A 24,800-nucleotide genomic window follows, 5' to 3' on the forward strand; every position below is an offset into this window, starting at 1 on the left:
AGGCTTCCTTATAGGGAGTGGCGCTGGGCGCGCTCTATGGCGCGCATCTTAACAAAGGGTGAGTTATGCCCCTAAATAACCATCAGGAAGTAGCACTGCCATATTTGGCTATAAGTGGCGCGTTGCACCGCCTGGGGGGAGCGGATAGAGTGCCGCCTCCAATCAAAAAGCCATGCGGGGAAATTGCTCGTGGAAATCGCCTGTCTCGACCTTGAAGGTGTACTGGTTCCGGAAATCTGGATCGCCTTTGCGGAAAAAACCGGAATCGAAGCGCTCAAGGCGACCACCCGGGACATCCCGGACTACGACGTGCTGATGAAGCAGCGTCTGCGCATCCTCGACGAGCATGGCCTGAAGCTGTCCGACATCCAGGAAGTGATCGCCACCCTGAAGCCGCTGGAAGGCGCCGTCGAGTTCGTCGACTGGCTGCGCGAGCGCTTCCAGGTCGTCATCCTTTCCGACACTTTCTACGAATTCTCCCAGCCGCTGATGCGCCAGCTCGGCTTCCCGACGCTGCTCTGCCACCGCCTGATCACCGACGACACCGATCGCGTGGTGAGCTACCAGCTGCGCCAGAAGGATCCCAAGCGTCAGTCCGTGATCGCCTTCAAGAGCCTCTACTACCGCGTGATCGCCGCTGGCGACTCCTACAACGACACCACCATGCTCAGCGAAGCCCACGCCGGCATCCTGTTCCATGCCCCGGAAAACGTGATCCGCGAGTTCCCGCAGTTCCCGGCGGTGCATACCTACGAAGACCTCAAGCGCGAGTTCATCAAGGCCTCCAGCCGCCAGCTGAGCCTCTGAGCCTGTCGCCCATGAAAAAGCCCGCGAAAGCGGGCTTTTTCATTTCTGTTGGCTGAAGGGCTCCAGGAACCTTGTGGGGGCGAATTCATTCGCTAAGGGCAGCGCAGCTGCCCCAGGTCGTTAAAGGGGCAGGCCATAGGCCCGCACAGCGATTGAAATCTCCCCCACAGATGAACGATTCACTCATGCCCCCATCCCCTCCAGCGTTTCCATCAGCACCTTCACCTTGGTGATGGATTCCCGGTACTCCTCTTGCCAGTCGGAGTCGGCGACTATGCCGCCGCCGCCCCAGCAACTGGCCTGGCCGTCCTTCACCAGCACGGTGCGGATGGCGATGGAGCTGTCGAGCTCGCCGCGCACGTCGAGATAGAGGAGGGAGCCGCAGTAGATCGAACGGCGGTTGGGCTCCAGCTCGTCGATGATCTGCATTGCGCGGATCTTCGGCGCGCCGGTGATGGAGCCGCCGGGGAAGCTGCCGGTGATCAGGTCCAGCGCGTCCTTGTCGTCGGCCAGGCGGCCGGTGATGGCGCTCACCAGGTGATGCACGTTGGGGTAGCTTTCCAGCGCGAACAGCTCGGGCACCCGCACTGAGCCGATGGCGCAGCTGCGCCCCAGGTCGTTGCGCAGCAGGTCCACGATCATCAGGTTCTCGGCGCGGTCCTTGCGGCTGGCCAGCAATTCTTCTGCCTGGGCGCGGTCCTCTTCGGGGGTACGGCCGCGTGGCCGGGTGCCCTTGATCGGGCGGGTTTCCACCTGGCCCTGGCTGACCTTGATGAAGCGTTCCGGCGACAGGCTGAGGATGGCGCCACCGTCATCCAGCGCCTGGTAGCCGGCGAAGGGTGTTGGACAGGCTGTGCGCAGGGCCTGGTAAGCGGTCCAGGGATCGCCCTCGCAGGGCGCCTGGAAGCGCTGGGTGAAGTTCACCTGGTAGCAATCGCCGGCCTGGATGTACGCCTGCACCCGTTCGATGGCGTTGCGGTAACGCTCTTCCGTCAGGTTGGCGACGAAGGGCGCCCGCAGGCGGAACGGGGTGGACGGCAGCTGCGCCGGTTCGCTGAACAGGGCGATCAGGCGTGCGCGCTCGGTCTCACCGAGGCTGGGGTGGAACACCAGTTGGCTGCTGCGCAACTGGTGGTCGCTGACCAGCGCCCAGGCATAGAGGCCCAGTCGGGCATCCGGCAGTTGCAGGTCGTCGATGGCCTGTTCCGGCAATTGCTCCACCCGCCGGCCGAAGTCATAGGCCAGGTAGCCGATCAGTCCGCCGATGAATGGCAGCTCGATTCCCGCGGGAAGGCCGGCTTCGCCGAGGCTGGCCAGGGCCTTGCGCAAGCGCTGGGCGAAGTCCGTGGCCGATTCGCCCGGCATCGCCGCCAATTCTGCCAGGGGCCAGGCGCTGAACAGGTCGTAGCGTCCACGCTCGGCCACCGGGCGACCGGCGTCCAGCAGCACGGCGCCCGGTGCCTGGCGCACCAGGGCGAAGCGTTCGCAGGGAGATTCATGATAGGGAAGGGCGTGTAGATGGCAGTCAGGCATAAGGGCAGCGTGGGCAGAATGCAGTCGCGGATTCTAGTCTGCCCGCAGTGGCGATCCTAGGGCCTATTCTGACGTTTACGCAGGAAAAGCGTTCTGTCATTTGCGTACCAGTCCCACGGAGATCGGGGCTCGTTCGAACTGGCCGTTGTGAAAAGACATTGTGGGGGTGAATTCATTCGCTATGGGCAGCGCAGCTGCCCCGTCTCCCGGGCAGGCCTTCGGCCTGCTCAGCGATTGAAATCGCCCCCACAGGAGGTGCGCAAGACTTGGTTCCTGCGCGCTTTGCTCCCCTTTCCTTTCGGGAGCGGGGCGGGGGGAGGGAGGGGAAACCTTCGCAGGGCGCCTTGATCGCGCGCTATGCTGGCAACCCCAGCGACCCGAAGCGGATTCCTGCCATGTCCGATACCCGCGCGCTTTTCACCCGCCAATCCGACGCCTATCGCGCCAATCGTCCCACCTATGACCCCGCCCTGATCGCCTGGCTCAGCCAGCAGGCGCCGGACCAGTCGCTGGCCTGGGACTGCGGTTGTGGCACCGGCCAGGCCACCACCGACCTGGCCAGGCACTTCCGGCAGGTGGTCGGCACTGATGTCAGCGCCCAGCAACTGGCGCGGGCCGAGCCTGCGCCCAACATCGACTACCGCTGCGAACCGGCGGAACAGACCTCGCTGGCCACACGCAGCGTGTCCCTGATCCTGGTGGCCCAGGCACTGCACTGGTTCGACCTGGAGCGCTTCTATGCCGAAGTGCGTCGGGTGAGCCGGCCGGGCGGATTGCTGGCGGTGATCTCCTATAACCGCTCAAGCATCGCGCCGGAAGTGGATGCGCTGGTCGATCACCTCTATCAGGACATCCTCGGCAGCTACTGGGCGGAAGAGCGCAAGCATGTGGAGCAGGGCTATCGCACCCTGCCGTTCCCCTTCGAGCGCATCGAGGTGCCGCCCTTCACTCTGGATGCCGACTGGGATCTGGCGCGCCTGCTGGGATACCTGGAAAGCTGGTCGGCCCTTGGCACCTACAAATCCGTCCATGGCACCGATCCCCTCGACCCGCTGCGCGAACGCTTCCAGCAGGCCTGGGGCGACCCGGCCAGCACCCGCCGGGTGAGCTGGCCGCTGACGGTGAATCTGGGGCGGGTTTCCTGAAGCCGGGCCATTCCTTTGTGGGGGCGAATTCATTCGCTAAGGGCAGCGCAGCTGCCCCCCTCGAATTACTCGAGGCAGGCCTTCGGCCCGCATAGCGATTGAAATCGCCCCCACAAGGTTTGTCGCCCCGACTAGCCCGACCTCAAGCCGGCAAACCCGCATCCCTGCCGTTGTACGCGGTGTAGTCCACCGACCGATCCACCATGTTGATCGCCGCCACCAACTGCTCGGGATGGGAGCGGGCCGAGGCCATGGTCCACTGGTCGTAGCGGTCATTGCCGATGCGCACCATGCGGATGTGCGTCGCGCGGTCGGCGTCGATCACCGGGTCCGGGTCGAAGAAGCCGAGCTTGCGCCGCAGTTTCTCCAGATCCGCCGGTTCTCCGGTCAGGAACAGCCATCCCGGCCCGACGTGATGGGACTCGGCGTATTCCCTGAGGACTTCCGGCGTATCCAGCTCCGGCTGCAGGGTGATGGAGTACATGAAGATGTTCTTCCCGGCACGCTCGCCCAAAAGCCTCTGGGCGCCGCGCAGGTTGGCGGTCATGGTGGGGCAGAGGCCGCCGCACATCGTGTACATCATGTTGAAGGTCACTACCTTGTCACGCATCAGGTCGTCGTAGAGCTTCACGCGCTTGCCCTGGTGCGTGTAGAGCGTGAGGTTGGGGAAGTAGCGGGCGCCGAAGCTGTCGCCCTCGGCGTACTCGGGTTCCGGGGCGGCCCAGTTGCGGCCCGCCAGGCCGGCACTCAGCGCGGCCAGGCCCGCGGCAGCCACACCGGCGCCGAACAGCAGGTTTCTGCGAGTGTTCATCTGGCATCTCCAGTAACGATCAAGGTTGGCGGTGATCAGCTGACGCCGCACCCCTCTGGCGGTTCGGGCGGCGTGTCGTCCTCCACGTCCCAGCGGATCATCATGCCGTGGTCCTCGTGGATCACGTTGTGGCAATGCATGACGTACTTGCCGGTGAAGTCGCGGAAGCGCAGGAACACCCTGACCGTTTCGTCCTTGCCGAGCACAAAGACGTCCTTGCGCCCCCGCTCGTGTGCCGGAACGGTCACCGGCACCCCCTTGATCGCTCTGCTGAGGATGCGGCCTTCCTCGAAGTGGACATGCACGGGGTGTAGCCAGCCGCCGCTCTCGTTGACCAGTTCCCAGACCTCGCACTCGCCCTTGTCGATCTTGGCACTGCTGTTGAGGATGTTTTCCGGTTTGCCGTTGACCGCCCATTCGCCTCCTGTGCGGTCGAACACCCAGCGGCGCACCTTGGCTCGCTTGATTTCCTCGTCGCACAGCGGGCGCAGCGGCCGCAGCACGTCGGGCACCTGGCTGAGGTCCTGTTCCGGCGGGTCGCGGTCCACCAGCAGTTTGAGCACCTTGGTGCCAGAACCCTCCACCTTGTCCGGGCCCCTGGTGGTTTCCTGGGTCAGGCGGTTGGTCAGGAACAGCTCGGTACCAATGGGGTATTTGGAAAAATCCACCACCAGGTCGGCACGCTCGGCAACGCCCAGGCGAACGTTGCCCATGCTGCGGATCGGCGCCGGCAGCAGGTTGCCGTCGTTGGCGATGTAGGTGAAGGTCTGCGCCTTGCCCTTGCTGTCATTCAGGTAGAACTCGTAGAAGCGCGACGGGCCGGCGTTGAGCAGGCGCAGGCGGTACTTGCGACGGGCCACTCGCAGCACCGGCTCGATCTTGCCATTGACCAGGATCTTGTCGCCCAGGGTGCCGTCGGGGTCGAACCGGTCGAATACCAGCTGGCCCTTCGAGTCGAAGCGCATGTCGTTGAAGGCCAGCATGTAGTCGTACGGGTAGCTGGGCAGGCGCAGGGCTTCGGGGCTCGGGTCCTTTTCGTCGCCGGAATCCAGGTGGTCGAACAACAGGTAGAAGCCGAACAGCCCGCGCACCACGTTCTGCGAGGTGGCCTGCCAGGTGTGGTCGTGGAACCACAGGGTGCCGAGGGCTTCGCGGTAGTCGCCGATGCCGTTCTGCATCTCGTCCAGGCCGGCGTAGACGTTGGGGTAGAAGTGGTCCTTGTACTCGCCCTTGTAGTCCAGGGTCACGCCCTGCTTGTTGGCACTGTAGAAGTCGCCGGGGAAACCGTCGCTTTCCGAGGGAGTGTGCAGGTTGTGCAGGTGCGTCGAGATGTAGGGGGCGCCGACGCCGATGTGGTCCTTGGGCAGCTTGCAGTGGAAGCGGCAGATCACCGGCTGGCCGTAGCGGGCGAAGATGACCGGGCTGAAGCTGTCTGGCGTGGAGTCGGCGGCGCGGTAGCTCCACACCTTGATCTCCGGCAGGTCGGGGTGCGCCTTCCAGGGGCGTTCCACTACATTGATTTCGTACAGGGTCGGGTCGTAGCACAGCTCATAGTAGCGCTGGTGCGGCTTGCGGCCACACTCGCCGGTAGCGGCATTGGCCTCGAGGCTATACGGCACCACCTGGACGCCATCGGCGCCATGCAGTTCGCTGACCGGGTTCAGCGGGCTCATCTGGTTGGGAAGAAATTCCTTCCAGGGCGTGGTTCTCGGGCTGGTGACTTCCGAGGTGTCGCTATCCTTGGCCTGGCTGTCGCTTTCTGTGAGCAGCAAGGGCAGGGCGCTGGCAGCAGCGGACCATTTCAGGAAGGAGCGGCGGTTGGTGCTGGCGAGGGGTTGTTCTGATTGTTGGTTCGCGTCGTCGGTGGTATTCCGGGGGACAAGCGAGTTTCCCCAGGAACTCAAGCGAAAGGTCTTCACGGCTGCGGTCCTCCACAGCTTGATGGACAGTGAGATTTCGATCGCTCTGACTGCTCCTGGAGCACCTCGTACCGGTTGGCCTTATTGATTGGCTCTGTGGTTCTTGCCGGTCGAAGCTCGTACTGCGCTCTTGAAACAGGTTGAAACAAATCTAAAGGAGACGATTGCCGAGTGCCATCATGTATCCGGGTGAAAACCGCCCCTGGCGGACTGGCGGCCAAAGTATCGATATGAACGGCAGCGAAATGCCAATGGATTAATGGCTTGGGGCTGCAGATTGCGCGTTACGGATATTTGCCGGAAATTTGACGTTGTACGGGAGGACGCATGCACCAGGTTTCAGGGGTCGCGGTGGTCGAGGGGCTGGACGCGGAGCGCCAGTTGCTGGAACGCATCCAGCAGGGCGTGCAGGCATGCGGATTGCTGCTGTGGCGGCCACGGGAAGCGGCGCTGGTCATGCCGCAACGAATGAGCCGTCTGGCGGGGTTCGCCGAGGCCGAAGCCGAATGCCAGGCACTGGGCTGGCCGGTGGCCCTGCGCGACAGCGGTGGTGAACCGGTGCCGCAATCGCCCGCCGTGCTGAATGTGGCGCTGGCCTACGCCTTGCCACCCAGCGAGAGCGAAATGACCCGTATCGAGAACGCCTATCTGCGGCTCTGCCATCCGATGCTGGACTGGCTGGCCGGCATGGGGCTGGAAGGTGGGCTGGGAGAAGTGGACGGCGCCTTCTGCGACGGTCGCTACAACGTCACCCTGGCATCGCGAAAACTGGTCGGCACCGCACAACGCTGGCGTCGCCGCCGCGGCGATAGCCGCCATGTTGTGCTGGCCCACGCCGCGGTGCTGATGGAGAACCAGCGCGAACCCATGGTCGAGGTGGTGAATGCCTTCTACCGGGGCTGTGGCCTGGATAACCAGGTGCGCGCCGGCAGTCATATCGCCCTGGATGAATGCGTGGGGCAGGTGTGGAGCCGCCTGGACCCGCTGCGCGAATGCTATCGCCGGACGCTGGCGGAGGCGGGGCTGGAGCTTTCGTGAGTGGGGCGGAGGCCGGACCTTTTGTCGGCAAATGAAATTTATTCACAGCTGTGAGCAAATATCGCTTGACCTTAAAATGAGAATCATTATTATTCGAATCACTGGCCTCGCGGCCAGCCGGATAAGCTGACAGGCCCGGATTTCGGACTCATCAGATTATCTCCTCATCAGGCTAATCACGGTTATTGACCCGGCAAATTGCCGGGTCTTTTTTTGCCTGCGATTTGTGCCGGGCTACCGAGAAACCTTTGTAGGGGCGCCGTAGGTTGGTCCGAGGAACGAGGCCCAACAGCGGAGTTCCGGCAATCGTTGGGTTTCGCTGCGCTCTACACCAACCTACGGGAGGTTTGAGTGAGGCGTCGGCACTCATTTGAAGGGGCGAATTCATTCGCCAAGCAGGCCGCAGGTCTGCCCATCGGATTTGCGGGGATCAATGCCCCTTCGCCTTCCTGATCCGCAGGAAGATCGCGCCCAGGATCAGCACCACCACCGGCGTCATCACCAGGATCGCCGTCCTCGCTGATACATCCAGGCCGAGGCTGTGCAGGCCGCCGTAGAACAGCTTGAACAGGCTCAGCAGGTAGTAGCTGATGGCGATGATCGACAGGCCTTCCACCGCCTTCTGGATCTTGATCTGGGTATCGGCGCGGGCATTCAGGCTGCGCAGGATTTCCGAGTTCTGTTCTTCCACTTCCACCTGCACCCGCGCCTGCAGCAGGTCGCCCAGGTTGGCCACGCTCTGGCCGAGGCGAACCAGGCGCTGGTCGGTAGCGACGCAGTAGCGCACCGTGGGGCGGAAGCGCCGCTCGATGAACACCCCCAGGCGCTGGCAGTCGCCGACATGGGCTTCGCGCAGTTCGTTGATGCGCTCGAAGACGATCTGCGCATAGGCCTCGGTAGCGCTGAAGCGCTGGCGGGTGCGGGCGGTGCTGCGCACGATGCGGGCGGAGAGCGCGGCGATGTCCGCCGAGAGGGCCTTGGCGCTGCTCTTGCCCTCGGCATTGCGGTCGGAGAGAGTGGTCAGCTCCTTGTCGTATTCCTTCAACTGCAGGTTCACCGCCTGGGCCACCGGCAGGGTGATGGAGGCCATCATGCGGTAGGTCTCGATCTCCAGCAGGCGGCGGATCATCCGGCCAAGGCGGTACGCATTCAGGTGGCGATTGACCAGCAGGATGCGGTTGACGCCGTCCTCGGTGAGGCGGAAGTCCGACCAGGCGATGGCATCGCCGCCCCCCAGGGTGGACCCGGCCGGGTCCTTGAAGCCATAGGCTGCGGTGTCGCCCGCCCAGTTCGCGTCAGATTCCACCAGCACTTGGTCGGCATTGATCAGCAGATTGCGGTGATCGCTCACCAGGCTTTCCAGCGCTTGCGGCAGCGGCGGCCAGAACGGGTCGCCGGGGGCCCGCGGCACCACCAGGGTGAGGGTGAAGAACTCGGTATGGCGTTCCCACTTCAGGGTGTTTTCGCCCATGCGCAGCAGGCCCTGGGAACCATTGCTGGCCAGTTGCGCGTCGGCGGCCTGGTTGAGGCGTTCCACCAGGGCGTCGCAGACAACGTCCTCGGCATCGGAAAAGGCGAAGTGGTAGACGTTGGCCGGATCACGGAAGTAGATCGACGGCCGCGAGTGCAGCTCGTTGTGCAGCGCTTTGCGAAGTGGATGCATGGGACTTCTGTGGGCAGGGAGGTTTTCTTCGATGACGCGGTCCGCCCGGGCGGCGGTCACACCTGCGCCGCTGGAAAACTGAAGTGCCACCGACCAGTCGGGACGGATAGTCCTTCAGGCCGGTGGCGACGGGGAGTGGCGGACGGGCCGCCGAAGAACGCACCAGGGCCTTTTGAGCCCTAGGCGCGAAACTGCTGCATCAGCCCCTGCTGATGGTTGGCCAGGTCATTGAGCTGGCGGCTGACCTGCGCCGACTGCTCGGCCTGGCCGGACAGGGATTCGGTCACGTCGCGGATGGCCCCGACGTTGCGGTTGATTTCATCTGCGACGCTGCTTTGTTCCTCGGCGGCACTGGCGATCTGCAGATTCATCTCGGTGATCAGATTAACGGCATCGCTGATGCGCTCCAGGGCGGCCACAGCCTGTTGCACCTGGTCGACATTTTCCTGGGCCAGGCCATGGCTGCCCTGCATGGCCCGGGTCACGTCGCGGGTGCCGTTCTGCAGGTCGTCGATGACCTGGCGGATCTCTTCCACCGAGTCCTGTGTGCGGCGCGCCAGGCTGCGCACCTCGTCGGCTACCACGGCGAAGCCGCGCCCGGCATCACCGGCGCGGGCCGCCTCGATGGCCGCGTTCAAAGCCAGCAGGTTGGTCTGCCCGGCGATGGAGAGGATCACCTCCAGCACCGAACCGATCTGCTCGCTGCTCTGGGCCAGCGTCTGCAACTGATCCATGGCCTCGCTCATGTCCCGCGCCTGGGCATGGATGGCGTTGGTGGTACGGGTGATCACGTCCAGGCCTTCGCGGCTGGCCTGGTCGGCGTTGCGCGCGGCGTCGGCGGCCTGCGCCGCGCTCTGGGCCGAGGCGTTGGCCGTTGCGGACATTTCATGCAGGGCGGTGGCGACCTGATCGATCTCGCGGAACTGCTGCTGCATGCCTTCGCTGGTCTGGCGGGCGATCAGCGCCGACTGGTCGGCGGTGTCGCGGGCATCGCGCACCGAGCCCTGGACCTTGGCGATCACCGGTTGCAGCTTGTCGAGGAAGCGATTGAAGGCCTGCGCCAGGCGGCCCAGTTCATCGCTCCGGGCGTAGGTCAGGCGCCGGGTGAGGTCGCCTTCGCCGTCAGCGATGTCTTCCAGCATGGCGGCCAGCCGCAGCAGCGGGCGGGTGACGCCACGGGCGGCCAGCCAGATCAGCGCGATGCCGAGCAGTGCCGCGACCGACCCCAGGGCGAACTCCAGTGCCGAGCTTTGCAGGCGCTCCTCATCCATCTGCACCTTCAAGGCTTCGGCGGGCGCCAGAAGCACCTGCTGCGGTACGCCCAGCAGCACACCCCAAGGCTTGGCGCCGGTGATGGGTGTGAGGGGTTCCAGCACGCTGATCTGCCCCTCGTCGAGAAAGGCATGGGGCTCATTGCGGCCGAGGAAATCGAGGACGCCGGCTGCCTGCTCCGGCAGCACGGCTTGCAGGCGTTTTCCCAGCTGGGCAGCGTCCTGGCTGTGGCCGGCGACCACGCCCGACGGGCTGATGATGCTGACGCGACCCTTGCCTTCATAGAGCTTGCGGCTGCTGGCCAAGGCGTCCTGTTGCAGGCTGTCGAGGCTGATATCCAGGCCGATCACCGCCAGCACCTTGCCGTTCTCCAGCAATGGGAAGGCAATGCTGGTGACCAGCTTGCGGCTGCCTGAGGAGTCGTCGAAGTAGGGTTCCAGCAAGCACAGTTGCCCGCTGTCACGCGGGCAGGTGAAGAACGCGTTGAAGGGGGCGCCGCTGGGGCCGGGGGCGGTATCGGCCAGCAGCTTTTCGTCACCCGGCACCGCTTGCAGCTCGCCCGGCCTGGCTTGTAGCCAGTACAACGCGAAGCGCCCGGCGTCGTTGCTGCCGAGGTCGCTGCGGCCCTGGAATTCGGCATCGCGGCCATCAAGGGCGTTGGACTGGAAGATGAGGAACAGGCCAAGCAGCTCGGGGCGCTGCTCCAGGGCTTTGCGCAGTTCGCCGGTCAGTTGGGCGCGCAGGGTTTCGGCGTCGATTTCGCCATGGGCGGCGCGTTCACGCAGATAGAGCAGGTGTCGCGCCAGGCCCAGGCCGTACTCGTGAGTACGGGTGAAACTGCGCTGGATCTGCAGGGCCTGCACCTTGCCCTGGGCCTGCAAGTTGAGGCGCGCGGCTTCGGCCAGCATGCTCGCGCTGGAATCCTTGACCCGCTCGGTACTGGCGCGGGTCTGGTAGAGCGACAGGCCGACCAGCAGGCCTACCACCAGGATCAGGCAGAGGCTCGCCAGCAGGGTGATCTTGCTTTGGATGCTGAGGGTGGGGCTGGACATGGGAAACAGTCGTGTGAAGACCCGGGACGTCGCCGCCCCGGACGGGTTCAGAAGGTGGTGACGAACACCAGCTGGCTGTAGAGGTTGCTGTCGTTGCCGCCGAGCTGGGTGCCGCCTTCTTCCGCGCTGCGGTCAGGCTTGTAGAGGCCGACCAGGGGCATGACGATCAGGTTGTCGCTCACCGCCCACTCGGCATAGAGATCCAGTTCGCGGCCGTCGGTATTGCCCAGGTCGCGGTCCAGGGTGTTGAAGTCGAACCACAGGGCGCCGAGGCTCAGGTTCTCCAGCGGCGACACCTTGAAGGCGACGTGATGGACCTGGGTGTTGCTGTTGAACGGGCCGGCATAGTTGGCCGCCACCTCACCCTGGAACCAGGTGCCGTAGCCACGGCTGAAACCGGTGAACAGCGCGTCGTAACCTTCCGAGAAACGGCTGTAGCGGTAGCTGACGTATGGGCTCCAGGCCACATCGGAGAAGGTCCAGCCGGCTTCCAGGTACCAGGCGTTCTCGTCGTCGACGTTCTTCTTGTCCTGCCAGGCGTATTCACCGGAGAGGAACAGGTTCTCCACCCCGGCATTGCCCTGGCCGCGCACGCTGTAGGTCTTCATGCCGTCGCGCTCGGCCTGGAAGGGCGAGGCGAATTCTTCATCGATGTCGCGGATGTCGATGGCGGTCAGGCCCAAGGTGCCGGCAGCGGATACATGCTCCAGGTTGCCCACCAGCATCTCGGGTTTGGCCTGGGCGCGGTTGTCGGATTTCAGCCACATCAGGTCGCCACGCAGGCCGTCCTTGCCGCCCAGGCGCAGCACGGCGGTCTGGTCGAAGGCCTTGCGCGCGGCCAGCCAGTAGGCGCCACCGCGGTTGAACTCGCCATCGGCAAGACCCTTGCCGAGGTTCAGGGCGTCGCCGTTGATGAGGAAGCCGTCGCCGATCATCAGGTTCTGCCGGCCGAAGGAAAAGTCCACGCCATCTTCACCCAGGGCTTCGAACAACTGGCCGGAACGCCAGCCGAGGTAGGCGTCCTCGATCTTGGTGGTGCGCTCGGAACCGTCGGTGAAGCCCGCCGCATCGCCGTCACCCCAGGTGCCGGAGCTGAGCAGGTTGAAGGCGCCGTAGCTGGTGCCGGCCCCCGCCAGCCCCTGGTCGAAGCTGATGCCGTACTTGGCATACCCCTCGCGCCAGGACGACGAGCCTTCGCTCTTCGAACCGGCGATGGCGTAGTTCTCCTGGCTATGGAAGAAGCCGTACACGGCCTCCAGGGTGGCGTTCAGGTGAGTGTCTTCGTCGGCGTACAGCTCATAGGCGCCGGCCTGGGTAGCTGCGCCCACCAGCAGGGCCAGGGTGGAGACTCGGAACAGGGCAGACCGCTTCATCGCAATGCTTCCTTTTTTGTAGGTATTGGCAGGGGAGCGTTTCTGCGACCGGATACTAAGGAGTTGCCAACGGCTGGCCTTGTGCCTGCTTGCCAAGGGCTTGAGCCTGCGTGCCAGATTCGGCGCGGAGCATTGCTGTGGCTTTTGTTGTGGGGGCGAATTCATTTGAACATTGGAAACCACGTCCTGCCTGTGACGATTCGAATGCTCGGGCTGGCAGGATGAGTCCGATCGGGTAGCCGAGGTGGGGCTTGAGATCGGTGCGCGCAGCGCACCCTACGGTTCAGACCGAGCTAAAGAGATCGACCTTTTGCAATGGACTGATCGGTAGGGTGCGCCGTGCGCACCGGCAACCTTTTGCAATTGAAATCGCCACAGGGTGAGGCTGCCGTGGCTGCCTCAGTCGAGCTCCTTGCCGGCGGTTTCCGGGGCGAGCATCAGGCCGAGCAGGGCCAGCAGGATGGCGCCGAAGATGTACCAGGCCGGCGCGTTGGGGCTGCCGGTGAGGCTGACCAGGCTGGCGGCGAAGAACTGCGCGAAGCCGCCGAACAGGGCCACGCCGATGCAGTAGGCCAGGGACATGCCGCTGGCGCGGATTTCTACCGGGAACAGCTCCGGCAGGATCGCCAGGTTCGGCACGATGGTGTAGGTCAGCGGAATGCTGAGCAGGAACACCACCGCCAGCAGCACGCTGATATCCGGGTTCTGGTTGATCACCAGGAAGGCCGGGTAGATCGCCAGCAGGAGGATCGGCAGCGGCCAGAAGATCGCCTTGCGCCGGCCGATGCGGTCGCTCAGGCGGCCGGCGTGGACGGACAGCAGCAACGGCGGCAGGCAGGCGACGATGGCCGCCCAGGTGCCGGTGCCGAGCGGCATGCCGAGCACGCCGATGGCATGGTTGGCCAGGTAGAACTGGATCACGTAGATGGGCACGGTGGCGCCGATCACCAGCAGGATGCCGGCGCACAGCTGGCGCGGATGGGCGAGCAGCAGGGCGAGGCGGTTGACCTCCGCCGGGCGAGCCCTGGCGCCGGCCACGCGGTGCGCCTCGGTCTCGTCCAGGCGGTGACGGATGTATTCGCTGACCGGCGCCGCGAGGATGCCCACCGCGAAAATCATCCGCCAGCCCCAGCTGTCCATGGCCTCGGGCGTCAGCAGGCTGCTCAGGGCCGTAACGAGCAGGCCGCCCATGAAGATCCCCAGGCTCTGGCTGAAGGTCTGCCAGCTGCAGTAGTAACCGCGGGTGTCCTTGTCGGCGTACTCCATCAGCATGGTGGTGGAGGTGCCGATCTGCCCGCCCACGGCGAAGCCCTGCAGCAGCCGGGCGATGATCACCAGCGCCGGGCCGAAGAGGCCGGCCTGGGCATGGGTGGGCGCCAGGGTGAACAGCAGCGAGCCGAGCGCCATCAGCCACAGGGTCAGGCGCATGGCGGACTTGCGGCCGGCACGGTCGGCGTACAGACCGATCACCAGGCCGCCCAGCGGGCGCATGACGAAGCCGGTGCCGAACACCGCCAGGGAAAGCATCAGGGGGATCAGCGGGTGGTCGCCGAAGGGGAAGAACAGCCGGGCCATCAGGGTCGCCAGCATGCTGTAGACCAGGAAATCGTAGAACTCCAGGGCATTGCCCAGGCAGATCGCCGCGATGGCCTTGTGGTTGGCGGGCCGGGGCCGGTCCTGGCTGAGTTCGAATGATGTTGTTCTTGTTGTCATGGTGTGGTTCCTCGGGGAAGGTCCGGGTCAGGCCAGGAAGCGCTGTGCCAGTCTGACCCAGAAAGTGGCCCCCAGTGGCAGGGCCTGGTCGTTGAAGTCGTAGCCGGGGTTGTGCACTTCGCAGCCGCCGTCGCCCTCGCCATTGCCGATCAGCAGATAGCAGCCGGGCACCTGCTCCAGCCAGAAGGCGAAGTCGTCGCTGGCGCAGATGGGTTTCAGGCCCGGAGCCAGCCCCTCATCCCCCAGCCAGTCGCGGATCACGTCGCTGGCCAGTTGGCTGGCGGCCGGGTCGTTGACCAGTACCGGGTAGCCGTTGTCGAAGGTCACTTCAGCACTGGCGCCGAAGCTTTCGGCATGGTGCTCCGCCAGGGCCTGGACACGCTGGCGGAGCAACTGGCGGACCCGCGGGTCCAGCGCGCGGATGCTCAGGCGCAGCTCGGCGCTCTGTGGGATCACGTTGGGCGCGTCACCGGCGAGGAAGGCGCCGATGGTGATGATCGCCGTCTCGCTGGGCGGCACGTTGCGCGACACCACGGTCTGCAGCGCCATGACCAGCGAGGCGCCGATCACCACCGGGTCCACTGCCTTGTCCGGCATGGCACCGTGGCCACCGGTGCCGTGGATGACGATGGTCGCGCTGTCGGTGGAGGCCATGCAGGGGCCGGCCAGCACGCCGAAGCGGCCTACCGGCATGCCGGGGGAATTGTGCAGGGCGAACAGGGCGTCGCAGGGGAACAGGCGGAACACGCCCTCGTCGAGCATGCGCCTGGCGCCGGAACCGCCGTGACCTTCCTCGGCGGGCTGGAAGAACAGATGCAGGGTGCCGCGCCAGCTGCGTTCGCGGGCCAGTTCGCAGGCCGCCGCCAGGAGCATGGCGGTATGCCCGTCATGGCCGCAGGCGTGCATCTTGCCGGGAACGCGGCTGCTCCAGGGACGGCCACTGCATTCCTCGATGGGCAGGGCGTCCAGCTCGGCGCGCAGGCCGAGGGTCGGCCCCTCGCCGTTGCGCAGGGTAGCGACCACGGCGGTGCCGGCCAGATCCAGGTGCAACTCGTAGCCCCACTCGCGCAGGTGCTGGATCACCTTGCCGCGGGTGGCGAACTCCTCGAAGCCCAGCTCGGGCTCGGCGTGTATGGCGCGGCGCAGTTCGATCATGGCAGGCGTGATGGCGGCGATGCCGGGATGGATCGGGGGTGTGTGCATGTCGTGCTTGTCCTGGATGACGGCGCCGGTTGGCTGGGTCGGTGTGGTGGCCTAACCTAGCGCCCACGCCGGAGCGGCATAAGCCGCAAAAATGTTGTCGTGACCAGCTTTGGTGTTCAGCCAGGAGAGTCCCCTTGAAGTTGCATCAGCTACAGGCCCTGATCGCCGTCGCCGACGGCGGCGGGATTCGCGCGGCCGCCCGTGGCCTCGGCCTGTCCCAGGCGGCCATCACCCGGGCGCTGCGCGAACTGGAGGAAGAGCAGGGCCTGTCATTGCTGCTGCGTCATGCCGGCGGGGCGCGGCTCAGTGATGCGGGGCTGGTGCTGTTACCCCACGCCCGGCAGATCGCCAGCCAGCTGGAAAGCGCCGAGCGCGATCTGGCCAGCCTGCGTGGCGAGGTGCCGGCGCGGCTCTGCGTAGGCGTCACGCCCTGGTTCGGACAGACCCTGCTGGCATCAGCCGTGCAGGCCTTTCGCCGGGAGATGCCGGCGGTGCAGCTGGAACTCTACGAAGGCCTGCAGGCGGTGAGCCTGCCGCTGTTGCGCAGTGGCGTGATGCATTTCGCCCTGGGCCCGGCCGGTGCCTTGCCCGCCCAGGAGTTCGTCCACGAGCCCCTGGCCCGCTACCGCATGAAGGTGCTCGCCCGCGAAGGCCATCCGCTGCAGGGCGCCCGCTCCCTGGCGGAGCTGCTGGAACAGGACTGGGTGATGAACTTCACCCAGGCCAACTATGCACAGGTGGTGCAGCAACTGTTCGGCCGCCACGGTCATGAACTGCCGCCCGGACGCATTGTCTGCGCACAGTCCAGCGCCATGCTCAGCGCCCTGATCGTCGATGCCGGACTGCTCGGCTACTCCCCCGAGCCGATGCTCCTGTGCGAGCCCCTGCGCGGCAGGGCACGGGCGCTGGAGCTGGACGAAGCGCTGGCCGACGGCGATATCAGTGTGATGCGCCTGCGCGACCAGGTTCCTGACCCGGCGGCGCGCTGCTTCATCCAGTGCCTGCAGCAGGCATTGAAAGCCTGCGCGCGTTCGCGCAACGCCGATGACCGGCGCCTGGCGGACATGCTGGAGCTGCTGTTCTAGCGCCCGGCGGGCTTCGCGTCGGGCACGCTGCTGGCCTGTCGTAGGTTGGTCCGAGCTTTGCGAGGCCCGCCGTGAAAAGCCCGACCTGGATCGTTGGGCTTCGCTTCGCTCTGCCACAACCTACGGGTGGAATTCCGCGTACGTCCTGTAGGGGCGAATCCATTCGCCAGGCGGGACGTAGTCTCGCCGTTCGCGCAGGCAAAAAAACCGGCCCGAAGGCCGGTCTTGAACTCACGCAGCGACTCGCTTCACACCGCCTCGGGGCGTTTCAGCACCAGGGTGAGGATGTCGTAGCTGGCGACCAGTTCGCCGTTCTGGTTGGTCACTTCCACGTCCCAGGCCACCACGCCTTGCGGCTCGCCCTTCGGGCTCTTCTTGCCCTGGTCGATCTTGCGCTTGCAGGTCAGGCGCGCCTGGATGGTGTCGCCGATACCCACCGGGGTGATGAAGCGCAGGCTATCCAGGCCGTAGTTGGCCAGTACCGGGCCGGGGGCCGGGGAGACGAACAGGCCGGCGGCGGCCGACAGCACGAAGTAGCCGTGGGCGATGCGCTTGCCGAACTGGGATTCCCTGGCGGCCAGTTCGTCGAAGTGCATGTAGAAGTGATCGCCCGACAGGCAGCCGAAGTTGACGATGTCGGCTTCGGTCACGGTGCGGCGGTGGGTCAGCAGGGATTCGCCGATCTGCAGCTCGTCGAAGTAGCGGCGGAACGGGTGAACTTCAGTTTCGACCACCTTGGCGCCACGCACGTATTCGCGGGTCACGGCGGCCAGCATGGTGGGCGAACCCTGGACAGCGGTGCGCTGCAGGTAGTGTTTCACCGCGCGCAGGCCGCCCAGTTCTTCACCGCCACCGGCGCGGCCGGGACCGCCGTGCTTGAGCACCGGCAGGGGCGAGCCGTGGCCGGTGGATTCGGCGGCGGACTCGCGGTCGAGGATGTGCAGGCGGCCGTGCAGGGCGGCGGCTTGCGGCACCACGCGGGCGGCCACTTGCGGGTCCTTGGTGACCAGGCTGGCCACCAGGCTGCCCTTGCCACGGGCGGCCAGGGCGATGGCTTCGTCGATGTCGTCGTAGGCCATCAGGGTGCTCACCGGGCCGAAGGCCTCGATGTCGTGGGCGCCGCCTTCGGCATGCGGGTCGCGGGAGCGCAGCAGGGTCGGGGCGAAGAAGGCGCCTTCGTTCACGCCTTCGCCGCGCGGTGCGAAACCGTCACGGGCACCGAACAGCAGGTCGCTGCTGGCAAGCAGGGCTTCCAGGCGCTCAGTCACGTCGGCCTGCTGCGCGTGGGAGGCCAGGGCGCCCATCTTCACGCCTTCCACGGCCGGGTCGCCGACCACCACCTTGGACAGGCGGTCACGCAGGCGTTCGGCCACGGCGTCGATGTGACGGGCCGGGACAATGGCACGGCGGATGGCGGTGCACTTCTGGCCAGCCTTGACGGTCATCTCGCGGGCCACTTCCTTGACGAAGAGGTCGAACTCCGGATCGTCCGGGGTGATTTCCGGGGCGAGGATGGCGCAGTTCAGCGAGTCCGCTTCGGCGTTGAAGGGCACCGAGTTGCGTACCAGGTTGGCGTTCACCCGCAGCTTGGCGGCGGTGTCGGCGGAACCGGTGAAGGTGACCACGTCCTGGCCTTGCAGGCGGTCCAGCAGATCGCCGGTGCCGCCGATGATCAGTTGCAGGCTGCCTTCCGGGAGCAGGCCGGATTCATGCATCAGGCGCACGGCGGCTTCGGTCAGGTAGCTGGTGGCGGTGGCCGGCTTGACGATGCAGGGCATGCCGGCGAGGAAGCTGGGGGCGAACTTTTCCAGCATCCCCCAGATGGGGAAGTTGAAGGCGTTGATGTGCACGGCCAGGCCGCCACGGGGTACCAGGATATGGGTGCCGGCGAAGGTGCCCTGCTTGCCGAGCGGCATGGCCGGGCCTTCGTGGACGATGTTGCCCGACGGCAGCTCGCGGGCGCCGACGCCGGCGTAGCTGAACAGGGTGGCGGCGCCGCCCTCGATGTCGATCCAGCTGTCGGCGCGGGTGGCGCCACTGTGGCGGGACAGCGTGTAGAGCTGTTCCTTGTGTTCGGTCAGGTACAGCGCCAGGGCCTTGAGGCGCGCCGCGCGCTGCTGGAAGTCCATGGCCATGAGGCTGGCGATACCGCGCTTGCGGCCATGTTCGACGGCTTCGGAGAAGTCCAGGGTTTCCTCGTGGGTGCGGAAGAGGGTGCTGCCGTCGATGGCGCTGCGCAGTGCCTGGGAACCATGCTGGCCGATCCAGCGGCCGCCGATGAAGCTTTGCAGCGTGGGGGCGTTACTCATGAGGAATTCTCCGTGCGGGGCCGGCGCAGAGCACCGGCGTTCATTCTTGGTTCGTAGGAGCGAGCTTGCTCGCGAATCTCGGTTGTTCGCGGGCAAGCCCGCTCCTACAGGTTGGGGGCCTTACCAGAGGGCCAGGGTGTAGCCGAGGATCAGGCGGTTTTCATCGACGTCGGTCGTCAGTCCGTTACCGGAGCGGAATGTCACATTGCGCCAGCGCAGGCTCAGGCCCTTGAGGGCGCCGCTCTGGATCACATAGGCCAGGTCGCTGTCGCGTTCCCATTCCTCGCCATCGTCGCCGTTCGCGGTCTTCACGTTGCGGCCGTCGACGTAGCGGGTCATGAAGGTCAGGCCCGGGATGCCGAGGGTGGCGAAGTCGTAGTCGTAGCGCAGTTGCCAGGCGTCTTCCTCGGCGCGGGTGAAGGTGTTGAAGGTCACCAGGTTGACCACGTAGGGGTCGCCGCCATTGAGGAAGGGGAAGGCGCTGTCGCCGGACATGCGCTGGAACGCAACGCTGAACCGGTGGGCGCCCTTGCCTAGGCTGAACATGCCGTTGAAGTTGCGGTTGTCGATCTCCCCGGCGCGCTCGACGCCATCGCCGCGACTGTCGAAGTAGCGAATGTCGCTCTTCAGATTAAAGCCCTCGCCAAGCGGCAGCGTGTGCACCAGGCCGACGAACTGCTGGCGGTAGATGTCGTCCAGCAGGCCGTAGTAGTAGCTCACCGCCAGTTGCGGGTTGATGGCGTAGGTGCCGCCGGCGAAGTCGAAGGCATCGCTGGTGGCGGCGCCGTAACCGATGTCGTCGCGGCCGGAGGAGTCGCGCAGGTTGGTGCGGGTCAGGCGGCCGCCGTTGAAGGTCAGGCCGCTGATTTCCTGGCTGGTCAGCATGCCACCCTGGAAGGTGGAGGAGAGCAGCCGGGTGTCGTTGTAGGTCGCCACCGGCAGCAGCGGCTGCAGGGTGCCCAGGCGCAGCACGCTTTGCGAGGCGCGCAGCTTGGCGGTCAGGCCCAGCTCGCTGTAGTCGTCCACCGGTTCCTTCGACGCCGGGTCGAAGGGCAGCAGGCCGGTGCCACGGCGATCCGGGCTGGAGTCCAGCTTAACGCCCAGCTCGCCGATGGCATCCAGGCCGACGCCCACGGTGCCTTCGGTGAAGCCCGACTCGATGCGCGCGGTGAAGCCCTGGGCCCATTCCTCGGCCTTGGACTGGGGCGCGCCTGCCTGGCGGAAGTCGCGGTTGAGGTAGAAGTTGCGCAGCTCCAGGCTGCCTTTGCTGTCTTCGATGAAGCCTGCCAGGGCCGAAGTGGCGAAGGGCAGGGTGAGTGCCGCAAGGAGCGGCGCAACGGTACGGCTGTGGGTCATTGTTCTTGTATCCATCGTCCGGTTGTTCTGGGCTCAGTGGCGGCTGGCGGCGGCTGCGCCGATGCCGGTCATGGAGCGGATGAACTGGGCCAGGTAACGGCCACGTTCTTCCTTGGCACGCTCGGAAGCGTCGGTCACCGAGAACAGCCAGGCACTGAAGAAGGCCAGGCCCATGGAGAACAGCGCCGGGTTGGAGTAGGGGAACAGCGCCTGGTCGTGATGCATCACGTTGACCCAGACGGCGGGGCTCAGCACCAGCAGGACGACGGCGGACACCAGGCCGGCCACGCTGCCGGCGACGGCGCCACGGGTGGTCAGGCCTTTCCAGAACATGGAGAGGAACAGCACCGGGAAGTTGACCGAGGCGGCGATGGCCAGCACCAGGCCGGAGAGGAAGGCGATGTTCTGTGACTCGAACAAGAGGCCGAGGATCACCGCCAGCACGCCGATGCAGAGGGTGGCGATACGCGACACGCGCATTTCCTCACGCTCGCTGGCCTTGCCCTTGCGGATCACGCAGGCGTACAGGTCGTGGGACACCGCCGAGGCGCCGGACAGCGCAAGGCCCGCCACCACCGCCAGGATGGTGGCGAAGCCCACGGCGGAGATGAAGCCGAGGAACAGGCTGCCGCCCACCGCGTGGGACAGGTGCACCGCCACCATGTTGCCGCCGCCGATGATGGCGCCGGCCGCGTCGCGGAATTCCGGGTTGGTGCCGACCATCACGATGGAACCGAAGCCCACCACGATCAGCAGCAGGTAGAAGTAGCCGATGAAACCGGTGGCGTAGAACACCGATTTGCGCGCTTCCCTGGCGTCACTCACGGTGAAGAAACGCATCAGGATGTGCGGCAGGCCGGCGGTGCCGAACATCATGCCGAGGCCGAGGGAAATCGCGTCAATGGGATTCGACAGCAGGCCGCCCGGCGCCATGATGGCCGCGCCCTTGGCGTGTACCGAAGTCGCGGCGGCGAACATCGCCTCGGTGCTGAAGCCGAAATGCTTGAGCACCATGAAGGCCATGAAGCTGGTGCCGGAAAGCAGCAGCACTGCCTTGATGATCTGCACCCAGGTGGTGGCCAGCATGCCGCCGAAGGTCACGTAGAAGACCATCAGCACGCCCACCAGCATCACGGCCTGGGTGTACGAGAGGCCGAACAGCAACTCGATCAGCTTGCCGGCGCCGACCATCTGCGCCACCAGGTACATCAGTGCCACGGTCAGGGTGCCGAAGGCCGCGGTGATGCGGATCGGGCTCTGTTCGAGGCGGTAGGACACCACGTCGGCGAAGGTGTACTTGCCGAGGTTGCGCAGGCGCTCGGCGATCAGGAACAGGATGATCGGCCAGCCGGCGAGCACGCCCAAGGCGTAGAGCAGGCCGTCGTAGCCGTTCATGAACATCATCGCGGAAATGCCGAGGAAGGACGCCGCGCTGATCATGTCGCCGGCGATCGCCAGGCCGTTCTGGAAGCCGGTGAGGCCGCCGCCAGCGGTGTAGAAGTCCGCGGTCGAGCGGGTGCGCAGGGCGGCCCAGCGAGTGATGCCGAGGGTGAAGAGCACGAACGCCAGGAACATGTAGATGGCGTTCCAGTTCAGCGGACGCGCGGCGGCGTCGGCGGCGAAGGCGCCCTGGGAGGCCACGAGGCCGGCGCCGAGCAACAGGCAGGCGAGTGCTTTCATTGGCCGCACTCCTGCTTGACCTTGTCGTTCAGCGAGTCGAGCCCATTGGTGTGCTTCACGTAGATGCCGGTGAGGGCGAAGGAGAGCAGGATGATGACCACGCCCACCAGCATGCCCACGCTGGTGACGCCTCCATTGAGGGATTGGCCGAGCACGCCGGGGGCGAAGGCCACCAGCAGCACGAAGCCGTAGTAGATCACCAGCATGGTGAAGGTCAGCGACCAGGTCAGGCGCTGCTTGCGGCGGACGAGCTGGATGAAATCCGGGTTCTCCCGGATGCGAGCGAGGTCTTGCGGGGTCATGGGTTGCTCTCTCTTGTTGTGATTGTGAGGCGGTGCTTGTGGGCTTACGGCAAGGCCCGGGTGCTGCTCTGGTTCTTGTAGGAGCCAGCTTGCTGGCGAAGCGCTTTGGAACTCCGCTTTCGCGAGCAAGCTCGCTCCTACGGGTGCTACTTAAAGCTGGTCGAAGTCCAGAACGACTTTCTCGCTGACCGGGAAGGTCTGGCAGGACAGCACGTAGCCGGCGGCCACTTCGTAGTCCTCCAGGGCGAAGTTGCTGTCCATCTCCACCTCGCCTTCGACCACCTTGCACTTGCAGGTGGAGCACACGCCGGCCTTGCAGGAGTAGGGCAGTTCCAGGCCCTGGGCGTTGCCGGCGTCGAGCACGCTGACGCTGTTGCGCGGCAGTTCGAAAGTCAGTTCGCGGCCATCGCTGATCACGGTGACCTGGCTGCTGGCGCTGTCGGTGATGCGGGCGGCCTCGCGGGCTTCACGCTTGGCGCTGCCGCTGGCTGCGGCGAACAGCTCGAAATGGATGCGCTCGGCAGGCACGCCGTTGCCCTTGAGCTGGTCGCGCACGGTTTCGGTCATGCCCTGCGGGCCGCAGATGAAGGCGGCATCCAGTGCCTTGACGTCGATCCAGCGGGAGAACAGCTGGCCGCACTTGTCGGCGTCGATCCGGCCGTTGTAGAGGTCCACGTCCTGCTGCTCGCGGCTGAACACGAAGATCAGGTTCAGGCGGTCCAGGTAGGTGTTCTTCAGATCCTCCAGCTGCTCGCGGAACAGCGCGGAAGCACTGGAGCGGTTGCCGTAGATCAGGGTGAAACGGCTGTGGGGCTCGCTTTCCAGGGTGGTCTTGATGATCGACAGGATCGGCGTGATACCGCTGCCGGCGGCCACCGCCAGGTAGTTGCCGTGGCGCGCGGCGTCCAGTTCGACGAAGAAGTGGCCGGACGGCGGCATCACCTCCAGGCTCTGGCCGGCTTTCAGGCTGTCGTTGGCATAGGCGGAGAAACGGCCGCCGGCCACACGCTTGATCGCCACCCGCAGCTCGCCGTCGTTGACGCCGGTGCAGATGGAATAGGAGCGGCGCACTTCTTCACCGTCCAGCTGGGTGCGCATCACCAGGTGCTGGCCCTGGGTGAAGCGGAAGGTATCGGCGAGATCGGCGGGAATGTCGAAGGCGATGGAGACCGCGTCGCGGGTTTCCGGGCGCACTTCTTTGATCTTCAGGCTGTGGAACTTGCTCATCTTGGTCGTCTCCGGTGGCAAGCCACTCAGATGCACTTGAAATAGTCGAACGGCTCTAGGCAGTCGCGGCAGCGATACAAGGCTTTGCACGCGGTGGAGCCAAACTGGCTGAGCAGTTCTGTGTGGGCGCTGCCGCACTGCGGGCAGCACACGTCACCGGTGTTGCCCAGCAGGCTGCGTTTGCTGGTGCTGCCGGCCGGCGGGGCGATGCCGTAGGCGCGCAGGCGTTCGCGGCCATCGGTGCTGATCCAGTCGGTGGTCCAGGCCGGCGTCAGTCGGCGTTCCAGTTTCGGTGCGGCAAAACCGGCGCCTTCCAGGGCCTGCTCGATGTCGTGCTCGATCACCTCGGTGGCCGGGCAGCCGGAATAGGTCGGGGTGACCACCACATGCAGGTGGCCGTCCTGCCAGTCGAGGCCGCGGACGATGCCGAGGTCGACTACGCTGACCACCGGCACTTCCGGGTCCATCACCTCGCCCAGCACCGACCAGGCGCGCGCCAGATCATCCGGCGCGCCGGGCCTGGCGCCACGGTCGCTGGTAATCAGCTCACCAGGACGCATCGGGGTAGGCCCGCTGGAGGAATTGCATTTCGGCCAGCAGTAGACCGAGGTGCTCGGTGTGCAGGCCCTTGCGGCCGGACAGGTAGAAGTAGCTGGCCGGCTCCGGCATCGGCAGGGTGGCGCTGGCGAAGATATCGGCCACCTTGGATTTCCAGGCGGCGGCGACCTCTGCCGGGTTCGGCGCAATGCCAGCCTCGAACAGGCGCTGTTCCACTTCGTCGCCATTGACCAGTTCCACGGTGAAGCGCGAGATCTCGCGGATGGCCGCCAGCATGCGCCGGTGACTTTCCTCGGTGCCGTCGCCCAGACGCTCGACCCATTCGCTGGAGCGGCGCAGGTGGTAGGTGACTTCCTTAAGGGCCTTGGCGGCGATGCCGGCGACGCGCTGGTCGCTGGACTGGCAAAGGCCATGCAGCACCTGGAAGTGCCAGGCATCGTAGAAGAACTGCTTGGTGATGGTCACCGCGTAGTCGCCGTTGGGCTGCTCCACCAGCAACAGGTTGCGGTAGGCGCGCTCGTCGCGGCGGAACGCCAGGTGGTCGGCATCACGGCCGTCGTCCAGCAGCTCGGCGGCATAGTCCAGCCAGTTGCGGGCCTGGCCCACCAGGTCGAGGCCGACGTTCATCAGCGCCAGTTCTTCTTCCAGTGCCGGTGCGCGGCCGCACCATTGGCACAGGCGCTGGCCCTGGACCAGGGCGCTGTCGCCGAGGCGCAGCAGGTATTGGATGAGGTCTTCGCGTTGGCTCATGGCA

At 65.6% G+C, this 24,800-nt stretch carries 19 protein-coding genes; 4 read left to right on the forward strand and 15 right to left on the reverse strand.

Going from position 1 to position 24,800, the window contains the following annotated elements; genetic code table 11:
• Positions 1-189 precede the first annotated feature (189 nt).
• Positions 190-807 carry a bifunctional phosphoserine phosphatase/homoserine phosphotransferase ThrH gene (thrH, locus tag ACFW0B_RS17640; protein ID WP_449150303.1) on the forward strand — a complete coding sequence of 206 codons (618 nt, stop codon included), beginning with the start codon at positions 190-192 and terminating at the stop codon, positions 805-807.
• A 183-nt stretch (positions 808-990) separates the two neighbouring features.
• Here the strand turns inward: thrH and pabB are convergent, their stop codons facing one another.
• Entirely contained in the window at positions 991-2,340 is a 1,350-nt protein-coding gene (gene pabB, locus ACFW0B_RS17645; protein WP_449150304.1) for an aminodeoxychorismate synthase component I, read from the reverse strand.
• A gap of 395 nt (positions 2,341-2,735) precedes the next feature.
• Here pabB and ACFW0B_RS17650 point away from each other — a divergent pair, with 395 nt between their 5' ends.
• On the forward strand, positions 2,736-3,485 hold the full coding sequence (locus tag ACFW0B_RS17650) for a class I SAM-dependent methyltransferase (RefSeq protein ID WP_449150305.1): 750 nt from the start codon (positions 2,736-2,738) through the stop codon (positions 3,483-3,485).
• 142 nt (positions 3,486-3,627) lie between these two features.
• Here the strand turns inward: ACFW0B_RS17650 and ACFW0B_RS17655 are convergent, their stop codons facing one another.
• Both ACFW0B_RS17655 and ACFW0B_RS17660 read right to left on the reverse strand, forming a co-directional pair.
• Positions 3,628-4,296, reverse strand: a complete 669-nt coding sequence (locus ACFW0B_RS17655) for an SCO family protein (protein ID WP_449150306.1) — start codon at positions 4,294-4,296, stop codon at positions 3,628-3,630.
• A gap of 35 nt (positions 4,297-4,331) precedes the next feature.
• Positions 4,332-6,215 (reverse strand): multicopper oxidase family protein, encoded by a 1,884-nt coding sequence (locus ACFW0B_RS17660; RefSeq protein ID WP_449150307.1) that lies wholly within the window; start codon positions 6,213-6,215, stop codon positions 4,332-4,334.
• 327 nt (positions 6,216-6,542) lie between these two features.
• On the opposite strand from ACFW0B_RS17660, the gene ACFW0B_RS17665 reads away from it, so the two are divergent.
• Positions 6,543-7,253, forward strand: coding sequence for a lipoyl protein ligase domain-containing protein (locus ACFW0B_RS17665; protein ID WP_449150308.1), 711 nt, complete (start codon positions 6,543-6,545; stop codon positions 7,251-7,253).
• Between the two features lie 430 nt (positions 7,254-7,683).
• On the opposite strand, the gene ACFW0B_RS17670 is transcribed toward ACFW0B_RS17665, so the two are convergent.
• The 5 genes from ACFW0B_RS17670 to ACFW0B_RS17695 all read right to left on the reverse strand — a co-directional run bounded on the left by ACFW0B_RS17670 (position 7,684) and on the right by ACFW0B_RS17695 (position 15,529).
• Positions 7,684-8,916 carry a DUF3422 domain-containing protein gene (locus ACFW0B_RS17670; RefSeq protein WP_449150309.1) on the reverse strand — a complete coding sequence of 411 codons (1,233 nt, stop codon included), beginning with the start codon at positions 8,914-8,916 and terminating at the stop codon, positions 7,684-7,686.
• Positions 8,917-9,095: 179 nt separating this feature from the next.
• A complete protein-coding gene (locus tag ACFW0B_RS26010; RefSeq protein WP_459251717.1) occupies positions 9,096-11,240 on the reverse strand; it encodes a methyl-accepting chemotaxis protein in 2,145 nt (714 codons plus the stop codon).
• Between the two features lie 47 nt (positions 11,241-11,287).
• The gene (locus ACFW0B_RS17685; RefSeq protein ID WP_449150310.1) at positions 11,288-12,613 is read right to left on the reverse strand and encodes an alginate export family protein; all 1,326 of its coding nucleotides are present in this window, start codon (positions 12,611-12,613) and stop codon (positions 11,288-11,290) included.
• A gap of 399 nt (positions 12,614-13,012) precedes the next feature.
• Positions 13,013-14,326: an MFS transporter gene (locus tag ACFW0B_RS17690; protein ID WP_449150311.1), complete on the reverse strand. Its 1,314-nt coding sequence runs from the start codon at positions 14,324-14,326 to the stop codon at positions 13,013-13,015.
• Between the two features lie 27 nt (positions 14,327-14,353).
• Positions 14,354-15,529 carry a M20 aminoacylase family protein gene (locus tag ACFW0B_RS17695; protein WP_449150312.1) on the reverse strand — a complete coding sequence of 392 codons (1,176 nt, stop codon included), beginning with the start codon at positions 15,527-15,529 and terminating at the stop codon, positions 14,354-14,356.
• 134 nt (positions 15,530-15,663) lie between these two features.
• Between ACFW0B_RS17695 and ACFW0B_RS17700 the strand changes: the two genes are divergently transcribed.
• Complete coding sequence (locus ACFW0B_RS17700; RefSeq protein WP_449150313.1) at positions 15,664-16,614, forward strand: LysR family transcriptional regulator; 951 nt, start codon at positions 15,664-15,666, stop codon at positions 16,612-16,614.
• A gap of 248 nt (positions 16,615-16,862) precedes the next feature.
• Here ACFW0B_RS17700 and paaZ read toward each other — a convergent pair whose 3' ends face one another.
• From paaZ to paaC, 7 genes are all read right to left on the reverse strand, one after another.
• On the reverse strand, positions 16,863-18,923 hold the full coding sequence (gene paaZ / locus ACFW0B_RS17705) for a phenylacetic acid degradation bifunctional protein PaaZ (protein ID WP_449150314.1): 2,061 nt from the start codon (positions 18,921-18,923) through the stop codon (positions 16,863-16,865).
• A gap of 120 nt (positions 18,924-19,043) precedes the next feature.
• Positions 19,044-20,279, reverse strand: coding sequence for an OprD family porin (locus ACFW0B_RS17710; protein ID WP_449150315.1), 1,236 nt, complete (start codon positions 20,277-20,279; stop codon positions 19,044-19,046).
• A gap of 33 nt (positions 20,280-20,312) precedes the next feature.
• A complete protein-coding gene (locus tag ACFW0B_RS17715; RefSeq protein WP_449150316.1) occupies positions 20,313-21,959 on the reverse strand; it encodes a cation acetate symporter in 1,647 nt (548 codons plus the stop codon).
• Positions 21,956-22,261, reverse strand: a complete 306-nt coding sequence (locus ACFW0B_RS17720; protein ID WP_449150317.1) for a DUF485 domain-containing protein — start codon at positions 22,259-22,261, stop codon at positions 21,956-21,958. The genes ACFW0B_RS17715 and ACFW0B_RS17720 overlap by 4 nt, the downstream gene beginning before the upstream one ends.
• A 150-nt stretch (positions 22,262-22,411) precedes the next feature.
• Positions 22,412-23,488, reverse strand: a complete 1,077-nt coding sequence (paaE, locus tag ACFW0B_RS17725; RefSeq protein ID WP_449150318.1) for a 1,2-phenylacetyl-CoA epoxidase subunit PaaE — start codon at positions 23,486-23,488, stop codon at positions 22,412-22,414.
• Between the two features lie 26 nt (positions 23,489-23,514).
• Entirely contained in the window at positions 23,515-24,048 is a 534-nt protein-coding gene (paaD, locus tag ACFW0B_RS17730) for a 1,2-phenylacetyl-CoA epoxidase subunit PaaD (RefSeq protein WP_449150319.1), read from the reverse strand.
• Positions 24,035-24,796 (reverse strand): 1,2-phenylacetyl-CoA epoxidase subunit PaaC, encoded by a 762-nt coding sequence (paaC, locus tag ACFW0B_RS17735; protein ID WP_449150320.1) that lies wholly within the window; start codon positions 24,794-24,796, stop codon positions 24,035-24,037. Before paaC ends, paaD begins: the two co-directional genes overlap by 14 nt.
• Positions 24,797-24,800 lie beyond the last annotated feature (4 nt).

The organism is Metapseudomonas phytobenefica (assembly GCF_043392685.1).
In the GTDB taxonomy this organism is placed as follows: Bacteria; Pseudomonadota; Gammaproteobacteria; order Pseudomonadales; family Pseudomonadaceae; genus Metapseudomonas.

What these genes read in the sequence shown, in the direction of transcription:
- pabB (WP_449150304.1), bottom strand. Translation starts at nt 2,340, where the DNA reads ATGCCTGACTGCCATCTACACGCCCTTCCCTATCATGAATCTCCCTGC.
- ACFW0B_RS17650 (WP_449150305.1), top strand. Translation starts at nt 2,736, where the DNA reads ATGTCCGATACCCGCGCGCTTTTCACCCGCCAATCCGACGCCTATCGC.
- ACFW0B_RS17655 (WP_449150306.1), bottom strand. Translation starts at nt 4,296, where the DNA reads ATGAACACTCGCAGAAACCTGCTGTTCGGCGCCGGTGTGGCTGCCGCG.
- ACFW0B_RS17665 (WP_449150308.1), top strand. Translation starts at nt 6,543, where the DNA reads ATGCACCAGGTTTCAGGGGTCGCGGTGGTCGAGGGGCTGGACGCGGAG.
- ACFW0B_RS17670 (WP_449150309.1), bottom strand. Translation starts at nt 8,916, where the DNA reads ATGCATCCACTTCGCAAAGCGCTGCACAACGAGCTGCACTCGCGGCCG.
- ACFW0B_RS26010 (WP_459251717.1), bottom strand. Translation starts at nt 11,240, where the DNA reads ATGTCCAGCCCCACCCTCAGCATCCAAAGCAAGATCACCCTGCTGGCG.
- ACFW0B_RS17685 (WP_449150310.1), bottom strand. Translation starts at nt 12,613, where the DNA reads ATGAAGCGGTCTGCCCTGTTCCGAGTCTCCACCCTGGCCCTGCTGGTG.
- ACFW0B_RS17690 (WP_449150311.1), bottom strand. Translation starts at nt 14,326, where the DNA reads ATGACAACAAGAACAACATCATTCGAACTCAGCCAGGACCGGCCCCGG.
- ACFW0B_RS17695 (WP_449150312.1), bottom strand. Translation starts at nt 15,529, where the DNA reads ATGCACACACCCCCGATCCATCCCGGCATCGCCGCCATCACGCCTGCC.
- paaZ (WP_449150314.1), bottom strand. Translation starts at nt 18,923, where the DNA reads ATGAGTAACGCCCCCACGCTGCAAAGCTTCATCGGCGGCCGCTGGATC.
- ACFW0B_RS17710 (WP_449150315.1), bottom strand. Translation starts at nt 20,279, where the DNA reads ATGACCCACAGCCGTACCGTTGCGCCGCTCCTTGCGGCACTCACCCTG.
- ACFW0B_RS17715 (WP_449150316.1), bottom strand. Translation starts at nt 21,959, where the DNA reads ATGAAAGCACTCGCCTGCCTGTTGCTCGGCGCCGGCCTCGTGGCCTCC.
- ACFW0B_RS17720 (WP_449150317.1), bottom strand. Translation starts at nt 22,261, where the DNA reads ATGACCCCGCAAGACCTCGCTCGCATCCGGGAGAACCCGGATTTCATC.
- paaE (WP_449150318.1), bottom strand. Translation starts at nt 23,488, where the DNA reads ATGAGCAAGTTCCACAGCCTGAAGATCAAAGAAGTGCGCCCGGAAACC.
- paaD (WP_449150319.1), bottom strand. Translation starts at nt 24,048, where the DNA reads ATGCGTCCTGGTGAGCTGATTACCAGCGACCGTGGCGCCAGGCCCGGC.
- paaC (WP_449150320.1), bottom strand. Translation starts at nt 24,796, where the DNA reads ATGAGCCAACGCGAAGACCTCATCCAATACCTGCTGCGCCTCGGCGAC.